This is a genomic window from Bradyrhizobium sp. USDA 376 (assembly GCF_054063675.1).
The window spans coordinates 2,774,345-2,788,163 of record NZ_JBSSGN010000001.1 but is presented as its reverse complement, the minus strand read 5'-3'; the positions used below and the strand labels follow the sequence as shown (position 1 = coordinate 2,788,163).

The window sequence follows — 13,819 nt, the reverse complement described above, 5'->3', positions numbered from 1 at the left end:
CCTCCCCCGCCTGCGGGGGAGGGTTGGGGAGAGGGTGTCTCCGCAATCGAGAACCCCCAAGAGGAGAGAACCCTCACCCGCCGCTTCGCGCCGACCTCTCCCGCAAGCGGGAGAGGTGCCATCAACCTCTCGCCCGCCTGATCCGGACATACAGCGCGCCCTCGCCGCCATGGCCGATATGGGCCGTCTCGAAGCCGACGACGAAGGCGCGGAATTCCGGCAGGCTCAGCCATTCCGGCACCTGGCGGCGGAGCACGCCGCTTTCGCCGCCGCTGCGTCCCTTGCCGGTGATGACGAGCACGAAGGTCAGCCCGTCATGATGGGCGCGGTGCAGGAAGCAGGTCAGCGCGCGATGGGCGCGCATTTGGGTCATGCCGTGCAGGTCGAGCCGCGCCTCGATCTCGCTGCGGCCGCGCGACAGTTTTGTGCGCTCGCGCTTGCCGAGCGGCGCCAAAGGCGGAACAGACGGCTTTGCGACGCGCTGCGCCGGCGCAGCAGTAACCGGCCTTGCCGGGAGCGAAGGCCGGGGCACCTGGGCCACGGGCGAAGGCCCGGCAGGCGGCGCGGCATGCGCCTTCGCCACGCGATGCTTCCTGAGCGGCTTGATCTGTTTTGCGACCGTATCCCACAACGCGCGCTCTTCCTCGCTCAGCGCACGGCGGCGCGGCGAGGGGCGGGGCTCCAGCACGGGCGGACGGGACGATCGCTTCATTGCTGCCGATGGGGACGATTCTTCGCGGGCCGCCGCGGCTCAGAGGCAGGCTCGATCGCGGGGCGCGGCACCGGTAGCGGCACAGGACCGGCGATGGCAACCGTTTCGTTCTTGCCTTGCGGCGCGGCGGCAGCAGGCGTGCCCGCCTTGGCCGGATCGGTTTGCGGAAACAGTTTTGCGATTTTCTCCGAGGGACGCGGATCCGGTACCGGCAGCCGCGCGCCCCTCACCGAGGGATCGAGGCTCTTCGGCACCAGCATCACAAAGTGCATGGGATGGCGAAGCCGGCCGGAGACGCGGCCGGCTTCCTGCCCGGCACCGAAATAGAGATCCGCACGCGCCGGGCCGATGATGGCCGAGCCGGTGTCCTGCGCGATCATCAGGCGGTGAAACGGCGTCTTCGACCGCTCGGTCTCGATCGGCAGCTCGCCCTCGATGAAGAACGGCGTGCCGTAGACATGCAGCGACTTGTCGACCGCGATCGAGCGTCCCGCCGTCAGCGGAATGCCCTGCGCACCCACCGCCTCGTCCTTGTCGGAGAGGTTGACCTCGCGGAAGAAGATGTAGGCGCGGTTCTGGCGGCGCAGCTCCTTGGCTCCGTCAGGATTCTGCGCCATCCACTCCCTGATCTTCTGCATCGACATCTCCTCTTTCGGAATGATGCCACGCTCGATCAGGATGCGTCCCACCGCTGTGTAGGGATAGCCGTTATAGGCGTCGTAATTGAGCCGAAGCGTCGTGCCGTCCTCGAACTTGATCCGCGCCGAGCCCTGGATCTGCGCGAACAACAGATCGGTCGGATCCTTCAGCCAGGCGACCTCGAGTCCGCGCCCGGCGATCTTGCCGTCCTCGATCTCGCCGCGATCGTAATAGGGCACCAGCTTGCGGCGGCCGATCTTGCGGTAGACCGGGCCCTTGTTGGGCAGGCTGACCGAATCCTGCTTGTAGCCGCGCACGAACAGGTTCGAAGGCCGGCGATAGACCGGGACATTGTAGACGTCGGTCTGCGTGCGCGATCCCTCGAGCACCGGCTCGTAATAGCCGGTGACGAAACCGTCGGGCTCGCCGAGGCGGGAGATGCGCAGCGGTGCGAAATTCTCCTCGAAGAAGGTCTTCGCCTTGGCGTCGTCGGTGAGCTCGAGCGTCTTCGCGACCCGGCAGGGCTCGCCCAGCGATGCTCCCAGCGCCTTTGATTCGGGAGCGCCGGTCTGAGCATTGATCGAGCGGCAGCTGGCGCGAAATGTCTTGTAGGCGGCGAGATGATCGTCGTCGCCCCAGCCCTTCACGTCGGCCCAGGCCAGCGGCAGATATTGCGCGCCTGAGATCTCGAACGGCAGGGGCAGTTGCGGATAGGGCAAGGCCCGCGGCGGGGCGGCGGCTAGTTGCGGGGGGTGGTGATGGTGGCTGCGATAGTGGCGCCGCGCCGCCTCGGCGCCGAGCGAAAACGTCGACAGCAGCACGACGACACCCGCGCAGAACGCCGTCGCGCTGTTCTTGAGAAAAAGCTTAATTCGCGCTTCCGGTGCCAACCAGCTTCCAGTTCGGATCGCGAGAGGTGGTGTCGCGGGCGAAAGTCCAGATATCGGTGATGTCGGCAACCGTGTCGGCGCTGCCGTCGACGATGTTTCCGGCCTTGTCGCGGGTGGCCGAGATCATCTGCGAGACGAAGCGGATCGTGAGCTGGGCGGTGCGGTCGCGCAGCTCGGCACCGACGAGTTCGGCCTTGTCGATCGAGACGAAGCGCGTCTCGGTCTTCTGCTCGTTCTTCTCGCGCTCCTTGATCGCGGCGTCGAAGCTTTCATAGACCTCCGACGACAAGAGATCGCGCAGCGCACGACGATCGCCATTGGCAAAGGCCAGCACGATCATCTCATAGGCGCCGCGGGCGCCCGAGATGAAGTGGCGCGGATCGAAGGTGGAGTCCCTCTCGACGATGGCATCGAGACCCTGGGCGAGTGCGGTGCCCGGTTCAGTCAGACCCTTCCAGCGGTCGCTGGGCGCGGTCGGCTCGGCCGTCGGCGCCAGCGGGGCCTGGTCGATCACCTTGCCCGGCATGGTCACGACGTTCTTGTCCTGGGCACCCCCCAGCGCATTGCGGGCGGCAGTGTGATCGAACGGCGGCCGCTCGTTGCCCGTGCGCTGCCCCAGCACGCTGCGCAGCCTCAGAAAGATGAAGACCGCCAACGCCAGGAAGATGATGGTGTAGATATCCACGTCGTATTCGCTTTCTGGTCTTTGCTCTGGGTCTTCGCTTCGGGGCCGTCGCCGGGAAAATCAATCCGGCCAGTAGACCGTTCCACACTGAAACGGCAAGTCTACATCACCATTTTAGGTCCGCGCGTCTGGTCCGTGGGATGTAGGCACGAAATCTTGCCTGGCCAATGGCGCCTTTTGGCACAGCGGCGAGTGTAGCGCGTTTTATGCTTAAGGGGAAACCCGATCCTGCCCGGAAATCGCGTATCTTCAATCGTTTAAGGCGCGATTTCGGCGAAAGGCCGCCCTGGACGTCATAGTTGCGGGCACGGTCTGGATCCCCCATCCGGGACCGTTCGTCCTTGTGGAACGAGGCGGCCCTATGTTAGCCAACCGCCGCGAAATTCAGCCCCCAATCGGGTAAGGAGACACTTCGATGACCAACGGTAACGGCACCCCTCCCGAGGCGGCCCAGGCTCCCCAGCTCAACGTGCTGGCGCAATACACCAAGGACCTGTCGTTCGAAAATCCGAACGCGCCGAGCTCGCTCCAGCAGCAGGCCCAGCCGCCCCAGATCAACATCCAGATCAATGTCGGCGCCAATAACCTCAGCGAGCAGGAATTCGAGGTGACGCTGACGGTCGAGGGCAAGGCCGAGACCGCGGGCAAGGTGATGTTCTCGTTCGAGCTCGCCTATGCCGGCGTGTTCCGGATCGTCAACGTTCCGAAGGAGAACCTGCACCCGCTGGTCATGATCGAGTGCCCGCGCCTCTTGTTCCCGTTCGCCCGCGAGATCATTGCCACCGCCGTGCGCGATGGCGGGTTCCCGCCGCTGATGCTGGACCCGGTCGATTTCGTCGGTCTCTATCGCCAGAACATGGAGCGGCAAATGGCCGCCCAGGGTGGCCAGACCGGCCAGGCCTGAGCGCAGGCTTAACCAGCCGGAGGGGCGACTGGAGCGGCGAGATACTCGTTCCAGATCGCCTTTTCGCCCATCGTTGCGATGAAGGTCCGATGGGCCTCCCGCTCGGCATCTGAAACCCGCGGCGCGAGCGGCACTGACCGCTGCCGCCGCGGCGCATCGCCGGCGGAACTGATACGAATCTCTTCGCTCTCCGAAGCCAGCAGCAACTGCGACTGCCGCGCCCCGACCAGATCGACATAGACTTCTGCGAGCAGTTCGGCGTCGAGCAACGCGCCGTGCTTGGTGCGGTGTGAATTGTCGATCGAATAGCGCGAGCAGAGATCGTCGAGCCGGTTCGACACGCCGGGATGCTTGCGGCGCGCCAGCAGCAGCGTATCGACCAGCCGCTCGCGCGGGACCGCCGCGCGCTTGATCCTGTCGAGCTCGGCATTGATGAAGCTGATGTCGAACGAGGCGTTGTGGATCACCAGCGGCGCATCGCCGATGAATTCCAGAAACGCGTCGACGACCTCATGGAACAGCGGCTTGGTCGACAGGAATTCGGCCGACAGCCCGTGCACCGCAAAGGCTTCCGCCGGCATGTCCCGCTCGGGGTTGATATAGACGTGATACGTCTGTCCCGTCGGCATGCGGTTGAAGATCTCGACGCAGCCGATTTCGACCAGCCGATCGCCGCGGAGCGGATCGAGGCCGGTGGTTTCGGTGTCGAGGACGATTTCGCGCATGATCGGGGAGCCGTGTGAGACGGCGAATCAGGCTCGCCGCTGCGGCATCTTAACGACCTCGGCCAGGATGTGCTTGATTTGGGCGCGCACCGGCTCAAGTCCGTGTGAGGTATCCACCACGAAATCGGCCCGCTTGCGTTTCTCGGCATCCGGCGTCTGCTTGGCGATGATGGCGTCGAGCTTCGCCTCGTCCATCGTACCGCGCGCCAGCACCCGCTCGCGCTGGAGTTCCGGCGAGGTCGACACCACGACCACCGCGTCGACCCGGTTCTCGCCGCCAGTCTCGAACAGCAGCGGGATGTCCAGCACGACGACCGGCGCCTTGGCGGCCTCGGCGTCGGCGAAGAATTTCTTCCGGGAAGCACCGAGCATCGGATGGACGATCTGCTCGAGCTGCTTGATCGCGGCGGGATCGTGCACCACGCGCGCAGACAGTTTTGGACGATCGACCTTGCCGTTCACGGTGGTGCCGGGGAAGGCGGCCTCGATCGCCGGCGCGGCCTCGCCCTCATAGAGCTGATGCACGGCGGCATCGGCGTCATAGACGGGCACGCCGGCCTCCGCGAACAATTTCGCGGTGGTGGATTTGCCCATCCCGATCGAGCCGGTCAGTCCCAGGATCCGCATCAGCGCCCAGCCATCTCTGTCATTCACACCGCAATTAGCTGCTGGCTCCGCAGGAACGCAAGCAGCGGCAGCAGCGGCAGGCCGAGAATGGTGAAATGGTCGCCCTCGATGCGCTCGAACAGATGGATGCCGAGGCCCTCGAGCTGATAGGCGCCGACGCTTCTGGTCACGGCATCGCCGGCGGCGTCGAGATAGGCCGAGAGTTCGGCGTCGCCCATCTGCCGCATGGTCATGCGCGCCACCGCGACATCCTCGAAAACGATCTTGCCGTCATGGGCCACGGCCACGGCGGAATTCAGCTCGTGGCTGTTGCCGGCGAGATCGTGCAATTGCGCCAGCGCCTGCGGGCGGCCGGCCGGCTTGTTGAAGAGACGGCTCCCGAGGGCCAGCGTCTGGTCGGCGCCGATCACGTAACTTCCAGGACGATCGGCAGAGACCACCTTGGCCTTTTCGCGGGCCAGGAGCAGAGCGATCTCGCGCGGATCGACGAGATTGAAGCTCGCCTGAATGCCGCGCTCGTCGATGTCGGCCGTCACGGCCTCGAATTCGAGCCCGGCATTGGCCAGCAGCATTTTTCGTGCGCTGCTTTGCGAGGCCAGGATCAGCGGAGATGTGCCGCGCCACAGAGCCATCGCGACAACTATTCCAACGGCCGGTTGCGCTGGCGATCGCTGTAGAGCTTCATGATCGCGGCCGCAGTTTCCTCGATCGAGCGCCGCGTAACGTCGAGCAGCGGCCAGTCGTGCTTGGCGCTCAGCTTGCGCGCGAACGCAACCTCCTCGGTGACCGACTGCTTGTCGGTATAGGTGTCGCTGCCGGATTCGGCTCCCATGGAGAGCAGGCGGTTCTGGCGGATCTGGATCAGACGTTCCGGCGTCGCATGCAGGCTCACCACCAGCGGCCGCGTCAGCGTCTCCAGCTGCGCCGGCACGGGAATGCCGGGCACCAGCGGCACGTTCGCGGTGCGGATACCGCGATTGGCGAGATAGATCGATGTCGGCGTCTTCGAGGTGCGGGACACACCGACCAGAACCACGTCGGCTTCGTCGAGACCTTCGACATGCTGACCGTCGTCATGGATCATGGTGTAGTTCAGTGCGTCGATGCGCTTGAAATATTCCGCATTGAGCACGTGCTGGGCGCCGACGCGGCCGGTGGTCGCAGCGCCCAGATAGGCTTCGAACAGCTGCATCACCGGCCCGATGATCGAGAGGCTCGGAACATTGATCTGCTTGCACTTGTCCTCGAGCCTGGCGACCAGATCCTTCTCGAGCAGCGTGAACAGTACGATTCCCGGCGCTTCCTCGATCTCGTCGAGCACCCGGTCGAGCTGCTTCTGGCTCCGCACCAGCGGATAGACATGCTCGACCGGCGTCACGTTCGCATATTGCGCAGCGACGGCGCGCGCGACGGTGATCAGCGTCTCGCCGGTGGAGTCGGAGACCAGGTGCAGATGGAAATAATTGTTCGAGGTCGGCACAAAAACTCTTGGGATGAGGGCGGGGTGGTTTGTGGATTTCTGTGGAGCTTAACCCCTCGGAAAGGGATGTGCGACACCAGGGACGGGACAAGTGCCAATTTTCTTCACACCGCTGCCCGTCAGAACAAGTCCGGCGTCCTGCCGAACGAGAAACGGGATTGCGCGGACAAGCCTCTTGATAAGCTGCCGACAGGCGCACGCAAGCCCTTGAAGGCGGACGACTTATCGGAACAGGCCGGACCCGCGCAGAAAATGTTGATGGATGTGAACAAGCGCGCGCGAAGTGGCGGACGGAATTGCGTGAGTCCAATCCACGGTCACTTAGACTCAAACCTTTAAGAATCTAAGATTCTAGATTTGAGGAAGGCGCTACGGACGGATATGTGTGCAGGGTAAGACCTTAACGAGTTCTTACTATCCCCAGCTCCTTTGGCTGAGCATCAATCCGGACCGCAAAAATGTTCGAAGACGTCTATCTCTGGATCAAGGCGCTGCACGTGATCGCCGTCATCTCCTGGATGGCGGGCATGCTCTATCTGCCGCGGCTGTTCGTCTATCATTGCGACGCCGAGATCGGCTCGAAGCAGTCGGAGACGTTCAAGGTCATGGAGCGCCGGCTGTTCAAGGCGATCATCAACCCGGCCATGATCGTGACCTGGCTGGCCGGTCTGTTTCTCGCCTGGTCCGGCCATTGGTTCACGTTCGGCTGGCTGCACGTAAAACTGGCACTGGTCCTGGCGCTGTCGGCGGTCCACGGCTTTTTTTCCCGCTGGCTGAAGGATTTCGCTGCCGACCGGCGTCCGCGGAGTCAGAAATTCTATCGGATTATCAATGAGGTGCCGACCGTCCTGATGATTTTCATCGTCATCATGGTGATCGTGAAGCCGTTCTAGGCAAGGCGCGCGACGATTAGCTCAGCGCTTCGGCTTGCGGAGAAGGGAGCGATTTTCTATATTATCGATATCCCACCCAACGCAGGCGGATGTGGTTGTGTCTGAGCTTTCCAGAGGCCGGACACCGCATCAGGTTTGAAGCCTCACCGGCACTCTCCTTGCCAGACCTGCGGACCTTATCTTCTCACGTCCGCATTTCAGAGCCTCCTCGCACCCCTTCCAAGGTTACCCTACAGGACCACCCCAATGCGGGAAATCAAACTCCAAGACCTCAAGTCCAAAACCCCGGCCGAGCTTGTCTCGTTCGCGGAAGAGAACGGGGTCGAGAATGCCAGCACCATGCGCAAGCAGGAGCTGTTGTTCGCCATCCTCAAGCAGCTTTCGCTCGCCGAGACCGATATCGTCGGCGAAGGCGTCGTCGAGGTGCTCTCCGACGGTTTCGGCTTCCTCCGCTCGCCCGATGCCAATTATCTGCCGGGCCCTGACGATATCTACGTTTCGCCCTCGCAGATCCGCCGTTTCGGCCTGCGCACCGGTGATACCATCGAAGGCCACATTCGCAGCCCGAAAGAGGGCGAGCGCTACTTTGCGCTGCTGAAGGTCAACACGCTCAATTTCGAGGACCCGGAAAAGGCCAAGCACAAGGTCAATTTCGACAACCTCACGCCGCTGTTTCCGAACCAGCGTTTCCGCATGGAGATCGACGATCCGACGCGGAAAGACCTGTCTGCACGCGTGATCGATATCGTCGCGCCGATCGGCAAGGGCCAGCGCGCGCTGATCGTGGCGCCGCCGCGCACGGGTAAAACCGTGCTGATGCAGAACATCGCGCACTCCATCACCGCCAATCACCCGGACTGCTATCTGATCGTGCTCTTGATCGACGAGCGCCCGGAAGAAGTCACGGACATGCAACGCTCGGTGAAGGGTGAGGTGGTTTCCTCGACCTTCGATGAGCCAGCCGTTCGTCACGTTCAGGTCGCCGAGATGGTGATCGAGAAAGCAAAACGCCTGGTCGAGCACGGCCGCGACGTCGTGATCCTGCTCGATTCGATCACCCGCCTCGGTCGCGCCTACAACACCGTCGTGCCGTCATCCGGCAAGGTGCTGACCGGCGGTGTCGACGCCAACGCGCTGCAGCGCCCGAAGCGCTTCTTCGGTGCCGCCCGCAACATCGAGGAGGGCGGCTCGCTGACCATCATCGCGACCGCGTTGGTCGATACCGGCAGCCGCATGGACGAAGTCATCTTCGAAGAGTTCAAGGGCACCGGTAACTCGGAACTGATCCTGGACCGCAAGGTCTCGGACAAGCGCACCTTCCCGGCGATCGACATCTCCCGCTCCGGCACCCGCAAGGAGGAGCTCATCACCGACCCGCAGGTGCTCAAGAAGATGTACGTGCTCCGCCGCATCCTCAATCCGATGGGCACGATGGACGCGATCGACTTCCTGCTCGACAAGCTGCGCTCGACCAAGAGCAATTCGGAGTTCTTCGACTCCATGAACACCTGAGTGCAGCGCAGCAAAGTTCAGAGGGCGCCTTCGGGCGCCCTCTTGTTTTGCAGGTTTTGCTGCAGCGAACTTGCAGCATGAAGGGTGCCGCTTATCGCAAGCGACCTAGTATTATGTTGATATATCGAAATAATACTTGAATTCGGTTCGATCGAACCTCTCTCCTGAGGAAGCAGCCATGCAGCAAAAGTGCTGCGGGTATATTGCGATGCAACAAGAGTATTGTTGCAAGATTTGCTGCAGCAAAACCCGGTCACGGCCGGGCTGAAAACGGATATTTGCGTTTTCATTGGCAGCCGCACAAATAGGCCATGCATCCGCGAGACCAGACCATCTTTGCGCTGTCATCCGGCCGGGCGCCCAGCGCCATCGCGGTGGTGCGCGTGTCGGGCTCGCAGGCCAGCCTGGTGCTGACGACGCTTGCGGGCCGGCTGCCGGCGCCGCGACAGGCGAGTCGCCGGCTGCTCCGGGACGGCGGGGGTCAGCCGATCGACGATGCGGTCGTGCTCTGGTTTCCGGGGCCGGGCAGCGCGACCGGCGAGGACATCGCCGAATTTCACGTCCATGGCGGGCGGGCGGTGCTGGCGGCGCTCCTCGCCGCTATTTCTGATATTCAGAATACGCGGGCGGCCGAGCCCGGCGAGTTTACCCGGCGCGGCTTCGAGAACGGCAAGCTCGACCTGACCGAGGCCGAGGGCCTTGACGATCTCATCCACGCCGACACCGACCGGCAGCGCCGCCAGGCGCTGCGCCAGTTGCAGGGCCTGCTCGGCGACCGCGCGCGCGACTGGCGCGAGCGCATCATCGAGGCGTCGGCGCTGATCGAGGCCGGCATCGATTTTTCCGATGAAGGCGATGTGCCGGCGGAGCTGAGGGCGCCGGCGGTGAAAGCGATCAGGGCCCTTCACGACGAAATCGCAGAAGTCCTTGCGGCGCAGGGACATTCTGAACGCCTGCGCGACGGCCTCGTGGTTGCCATCGCGGGTGAGCCGAATGTCGGCAAGTCGACGCTGATGAATCATCTCGCGCGCCGCGAGGTCGCGATCGTCTCGCCGCATGCCGGCACCACGCGCGACGTCATCGAGGTGCAGCTCGATCTCGATGGCTATCCCGTCACTGTCATCGACACCGCCGGCATTCGCGAGACCGACGATCCAGTCGAGCAGGAAGGGGTACGTCGCGCGCGGGCGCGAGCCGAGGACGCCGACCTCGTGCTGTGGCTGGTCGAGGGCGGGCGGCCGGTCGATCCGGAGGCGATGCGGTCGCTGAGGAAATCCGAAAACGATCGACCCGGCGGCTCGGTCTGGATCGTGCACAACAAGATCGACCTTGGGGCCGGGGGTGCCGAGCCGGCAGGCGAGTTCGGGATCTCGGCAAGCCGGGGCGACGGCATTCCCGAGCTGGTCGATGCCCTCGTGACATTCGCCGCCGAGTTCTTCGGAACCAGCGAGGGTGCCTTGGTGACCCGGGCCCGCCAGCGCGACCTGTTGCGTCAGGCGTTAGACAGCTTGCGCCGGAGTCTGGAGCTTGTAGAAGAGGGCGAGGAGCTGGCCGCCGAAGAGCTGCGTGCCGCCGCCTATGCCCTGGGCCGGCTCTTGGGCCGGGTTGACGTCGAGGACGTCCTTGGGGCCATCTTCCAGAAATTCTGCATCGGAAAGTAGAGCTAGTTCTTCATTGTAGAACTAGCGCTTGTTCCAGTCCTTGCGTTTCACGTGAAACGCTGAGGAGGTCGCCGTCCTGTTTCACGTGAAACAAATCGCGCCCTCGGTTTCAGGATTGGACGGTGGGCCCCATTCGTGCCATTGCGAGGAGCCCTTGCGACGAAGCAATCCAGACAGCCACTGGGCTGTGCGCTCGCAATAGCGGGTTCGCCGTACGGCACGCCGAGACGTCGCGGCGTAGACCCTAGAGGCCGCGCCCGTTCCTCTTGTTTCACGTGAAACAGCAGCGTCTCCAACGCCCCTTCTACTGTGCATGGGGTTGTTTTCGCCAAAATGCCTCCTCCCGTCGGCCCGCCCCGTTTCACGTGAAACACCGGCTTCCCCGAGTTTCCACTTCCGGCTTTTTCCGCTCTGGGATAGAAGTCCGCTCATGCGAACAGAGCGAGATAGTTTCGACGTCATCGTGATTGGCGGCGGCCACGCCGGCTGTGAAGCCGCGGCTGCCGCTGCCCGGATGGGCGCTGTGACCGCTCTGGTGACGCATCGGTTCTCCACGGTCGGCGCGATGTCGTGCAATCCCGCCATCGGTGGTCTGGGCAAGGGCCATCTGGTCCGCGAGGTCGATGCTCTCGATGGTCTGATGGGCCGAGTCGGCGATGCCGGCGGCATCCAGTTTCGCGTTCTCAATCGCCGCAAGGGCCCCGCTGTCCGCGGTCCGCGGGCCCAGGCGGATCGAAAACTCTATGCGGCGGCGATGCAGGCTGCGATCCGTCAGACCGAGGGCCTTTCCGTCATCGAGGGCGAAGCCGACGAGCTGGTCGTGGTCGAGGGACGTGTCACCGGACTGCGACTGGCCGACGGCCGGGAGCTTCGGGCAGGGGCGGTTGTCGTCACCACCGGGACCTTTCTCCGCGGCCTTATCCATCTCGGTGAGAAGAACTGGCCCGCTGGTAGGGTCGGTGAAGCCCCGGCAATGGGTCTTTCGGCCTCCTTTGAGCGTGCCGGGTTCACCCTTGGACGGCTGAAGACGGGGACTCCGCCACGTCTGGACGGCACCACGATCGACTGGTCAGCGGTCGAAATGCAGCCCGGAGACGAGCCGCCGGAGCCGTTTTCGGTCATGACCGAGCGGATCACCACTCCGCAGATCCAGTGCGGGATCACCCGGACCACGCCCGCGACCCATGAGGTGATCCGGGCCAACGTCCATCGCTCCCCGATGTACTCCGGCCAGATCAAGAGCTCCGGACCGCGCTATTGCCCCTCGATCGAGGACAAGATCGTTCGCTTTGGCGACCGCGACGGCCACCAGATCTTCCTGGAGCCGGAAGGGCTCGACGACAGCACCGTCTATCCCAACGGCATCTCGACCTCGCTGCCGGAGGAGGTCCAGCTCGCGATCCTCGCCAGCATTCCCGGCCTGGAGCGGGTGAAGATGGTTCGCCCCGGCTATGCCATCGAATACGACCACATCGATCCCCGCGAGCTCGATCCGACCCTGCAGACCAAGCGTCTGCGCGGTCTGTTCCTGGCCGGACAGATCAACGGCACCACCGGATATGAGGAAGCCGCCGGGCAGGGCATCGTGGCCGGACTGAACGCGGCACTCTCTGCCAGCGGCGCCGCACTGACGGTGTTCGACCGTGCCGATGGCTATCTCGGCGTGATGATCGACGATCTCGTGACCCGCGGGATCAGCGAGCCCTATCGGATGTTCACCTCCCGCGCCGAGTACCGGCTGACGCTGCGGGCCGACAATGCCGATCAGCGCCTGACCGAGAAGGGCATCGCGCTCGGATGCGTCGGCAGCGCCCGGATCCGGCATCATCGCGCCAAGATGGACGCCCTGAATGCGGCCCGCGCGCTGTCGAAGTCGCTGACCATCACCCCGAACGAGGCGATCAAGCACGGGCTGTCCCTGAACCGGGATGGCCAGCGCCGGTCCGCCTTCGAGCTGATGGCCTATCCGGAGATCGGCTGGAGCCAGGTCCGCGCGATCTGGCCGGAGCTGTCCACGATCGATCCCGTTATCGCCACCCATCTCGAGATCGACGCCAAATACGACGTCTATCTGGAGCGCCAGAGCGCTGACGTCGAAGCCTTCCGGCGCGACGAGGGGATGGTGCTGTCGGAGGTCGACTACCAGCAGGTCCCCGGTCTCTCCGACGAGGTTCGCGCCAAGCTGGAGAAGGCGCGGCCATTCACCGTCGGCCAGGCCGGCCGGATCGACGGCATGACGCCGGCGGCACTTGGTATCCTCGCGGCCTATCTCCGTCGCGAGGCACGGAAGACCTCGAAGGCGATCGCATAGGCGTTTCACGTGAAACAACGCGGGCCGGGCGGCGGCAGATCGTCATCAGGGAAAAGCGCAGTGGGTGAGGGCGCTGGTCGGCGAAGCGAACCGCCGGCCAAACCGAGAATCGACAAGGCCAGCGCCAACGATCAGTCGCTCGACGCGATCATCGCCGCCGACAAGACCAAGGCCTTCAAGCTCGCGCCCGTTTCACGTGAAACCGAGGAGCGGCTTGATCGCTACATCGCGCTGCTGCGGGAGTGGCAGGCCAAGACCAATCTCGTCGCGCCATCGACCCTGCCGCAGCTCTGGACCCGGCACATCGCCGATTCGCTTCAGCTCGTCGATCTCGCGCCGACCGCAAAGCGCTGGGCGGACCTCGGCAGCGGCGGGGGCTTCCCTGGCGTCGTGCTCGCCTGCGCCATGGCGGAGACGCCGGGCGCCAGCGTCCATCTCGTCGAGCGAATCGCCAAGAAGGCCGCCTTCTTGCGCGAAGCGATTCGCATCACCTCATCTCCGGGGGTCGTACATCTCGCTGAGATCGGGGATAATGTGGATAGAATCACCGGCCCCGTCGATTGCGTCACCGCGCGCGCGCTGGCTCCGCTACATCAACTCATCGGCTTTGCGGAGCCGCTGATGCGCCAGGGCGCAAAGGCGTTGTTTCTCAAGGGTCAAGATATAGAGGCTGAATTGACCGAAGCCGCTAAATATTGGAATATTCAGCCGCAGCTCCACCAAAGCCGTACCGGCGACGGTTGGATCGTGGAGCTGGGTGCCGCCGAACGGCGCAGCTGA

At 63.9% G+C, this 13,819-nt stretch carries 13 protein-coding genes; 6 read left to right on the top strand and 7 right to left on the bottom strand.

Going from position 1 to position 13,819, the window contains the following annotated elements:
* Positions 1-121: 121 nt before the first annotated feature.
* Genes ACVJ19_RS13135 through ACVJ19_RS13125 form a run of 3 tightly spaced genes read right to left on the bottom strand, consistent with a single transcriptional unit; the run spans position 122 to position 2,926 of the window.
* A complete protein-coding gene (locus tag ACVJ19_RS13135; protein WP_453948769.1) occupies positions 122-712 on the bottom strand; it encodes a Smr/MutS family protein in 591 nt (196 codons plus the stop codon).
* On the bottom strand, positions 709-2,241 hold the full coding sequence (mltA, locus tag ACVJ19_RS13130; protein ID WP_456739385.1) for a murein transglycosylase A: 1,533 nt from the start codon (positions 2,239-2,241) through the stop codon (positions 709-711). The genes ACVJ19_RS13135 and mltA overlap by 4 nt, the downstream gene beginning before the upstream one ends.
* Positions 2,219-2,926 (bottom strand): Tim44/TimA family putative adaptor protein, encoded by a 708-nt coding sequence (locus ACVJ19_RS13125; RefSeq protein ID WP_453948771.1) that lies wholly within the window; start codon positions 2,924-2,926, stop codon positions 2,219-2,221. The genes mltA and ACVJ19_RS13125 overlap by 23 nt, the downstream gene beginning before the upstream one ends.
* 415 nt (positions 2,927-3,341) lie before the next feature.
* On the opposite strand from ACVJ19_RS13125, the gene secB reads away from it, so the two are divergent.
* Positions 3,342-3,830: a protein-export chaperone SecB gene (secB, locus tag ACVJ19_RS13120; protein ID WP_453948772.1), complete on the top strand. Its 489-nt coding sequence runs from the start codon at positions 3,342-3,344 to the stop codon at positions 3,828-3,830.
* 8 nt (positions 3,831-3,838) lie between these two features.
* Here secB and dnaQ read toward each other — a convergent pair whose 3' ends face one another.
* Genes dnaQ through ACVJ19_RS13100 form a run of 4 tightly spaced genes read right to left on the bottom strand, consistent with a single transcriptional unit; the run spans position 3,839 to position 6,662 of the window.
* On the bottom strand, positions 3,839-4,555 hold the full coding sequence (gene dnaQ, locus ACVJ19_RS13115) for a DNA polymerase III subunit epsilon (RefSeq protein WP_453948773.1): 717 nt from the start codon (positions 4,553-4,555) through the stop codon (positions 3,839-3,841).
* 27 nt (positions 4,556-4,582) lie between these two features.
* Positions 4,583-5,182 carry a dephospho-CoA kinase gene (gene coaE, locus ACVJ19_RS13110; RefSeq protein ID WP_453955098.1) on the bottom strand — a complete coding sequence of 200 codons (600 nt, stop codon included), beginning with the start codon at positions 5,180-5,182 and terminating at the stop codon, positions 4,583-4,585.
* Positions 5,183-5,205: 23 nt separating this feature from the next.
* Positions 5,206-5,814 carry a Maf family protein gene (locus ACVJ19_RS13105; RefSeq protein ID WP_453948774.1) on the bottom strand — a complete coding sequence of 203 codons (609 nt, stop codon included), beginning with the start codon at positions 5,812-5,814 and terminating at the stop codon, positions 5,206-5,208.
* A gap of 8 nt (positions 5,815-5,822) precedes the next feature.
* On the bottom strand, positions 5,823-6,662 hold the full coding sequence (locus ACVJ19_RS13100) for a pyruvate, water dikinase regulatory protein (RefSeq protein WP_453948775.1): 840 nt from the start codon (positions 6,660-6,662) through the stop codon (positions 5,823-5,825).
* Between the two features lie 458 nt (positions 6,663-7,120).
* On the opposite strand from ACVJ19_RS13100, the gene hemJ reads away from it, so the two are divergent.
* The 5 genes from hemJ to rsmG all read left to right on the top strand — a co-directional run bounded on the left by hemJ (position 7,121) and on the right by rsmG (position 13,819).
* Positions 7,121-7,555 (top strand): protoporphyrinogen oxidase HemJ, encoded by a 435-nt coding sequence (gene hemJ / locus ACVJ19_RS13095; protein WP_453948776.1) that lies wholly within the window; start codon positions 7,121-7,123, stop codon positions 7,553-7,555.
* Positions 7,556-7,801: 246 nt separating this feature from the next.
* The gene (gene rho / locus ACVJ19_RS13090; protein WP_128930505.1) at positions 7,802-9,067 is read left to right on the top strand and encodes a transcription termination factor Rho; all 1,266 of its coding nucleotides are present in this window, start codon (positions 7,802-7,804) and stop codon (positions 9,065-9,067) included.
* A 311-nt stretch (positions 9,068-9,378) separates the two neighbouring features.
* Positions 9,379-10,728, top strand: a complete 1,350-nt coding sequence (gene mnmE / locus ACVJ19_RS13085; protein WP_453948777.1) for a tRNA uridine-5-carboxymethylaminomethyl(34) synthesis GTPase MnmE — start codon at positions 9,379-9,381, stop codon at positions 10,726-10,728.
* A gap of 430 nt (positions 10,729-11,158) precedes the next feature.
* Entirely contained in the window at positions 11,159-13,039 is a 1,881-nt protein-coding gene (gene mnmG, locus ACVJ19_RS13080) for a tRNA uridine-5-carboxymethylaminomethyl(34) synthesis enzyme MnmG (RefSeq protein ID WP_453948778.1), read from the top strand.
* Between the two features lie 60 nt (positions 13,040-13,099).
* The gene (rsmG, locus tag ACVJ19_RS13075) at positions 13,100-13,819 is read left to right on the top strand and encodes a 16S rRNA (guanine(527)-N(7))-methyltransferase RsmG (protein WP_453948779.1); all 720 of its coding nucleotides are present in this window, start codon (positions 13,100-13,102) and stop codon (positions 13,817-13,819) included.

Excerpts from the sequence above, each read along its gene's own strand:
- ACVJ19_RS13135 (WP_453948769.1), bottom strand. The coding sequence starts at position 712 with ATGAAGCGATCGTCCCGTCCGCCCGTGCTGGAGCCCCGCCCCTCGCCG.
- secB (WP_453948772.1), top strand. The coding sequence starts at position 3,342 with ATGACCAACGGTAACGGCACCCCTCCCGAGGCGGCCCAGGCTCCCCAG.
- dnaQ (WP_453948773.1), bottom strand. The coding sequence starts at position 4,555 with ATGCGCGAAATCGTCCTCGACACCGAAACCACCGGCCTCGATCCGCTC.
- coaE (WP_453955098.1), bottom strand. The coding sequence starts at position 5,182 with ATGCGGATCCTGGGACTGACCGGCTCGATCGGGATGGGCAAATCCACC.
- ACVJ19_RS13105 (WP_453948774.1), bottom strand. The coding sequence starts at position 5,814 with ATGGCTCTGTGGCGCGGCACATCTCCGCTGATCCTGGCCTCGCAAAGC.
- hemJ (WP_453948776.1), top strand. The coding sequence starts at position 7,121 with ATGTTCGAAGACGTCTATCTCTGGATCAAGGCGCTGCACGTGATCGCC.
- rho (WP_128930505.1), top strand. The coding sequence starts at position 7,802 with ATGCGGGAAATCAAACTCCAAGACCTCAAGTCCAAAACCCCGGCCGAG.
- mnmE (WP_453948777.1), top strand. The coding sequence starts at position 9,379 with ATGCATCCGCGAGACCAGACCATCTTTGCGCTGTCATCCGGCCGGGCG.
- mnmG (WP_453948778.1), top strand. The coding sequence starts at position 11,159 with ATGCGAACAGAGCGAGATAGTTTCGACGTCATCGTGATTGGCGGCGGC.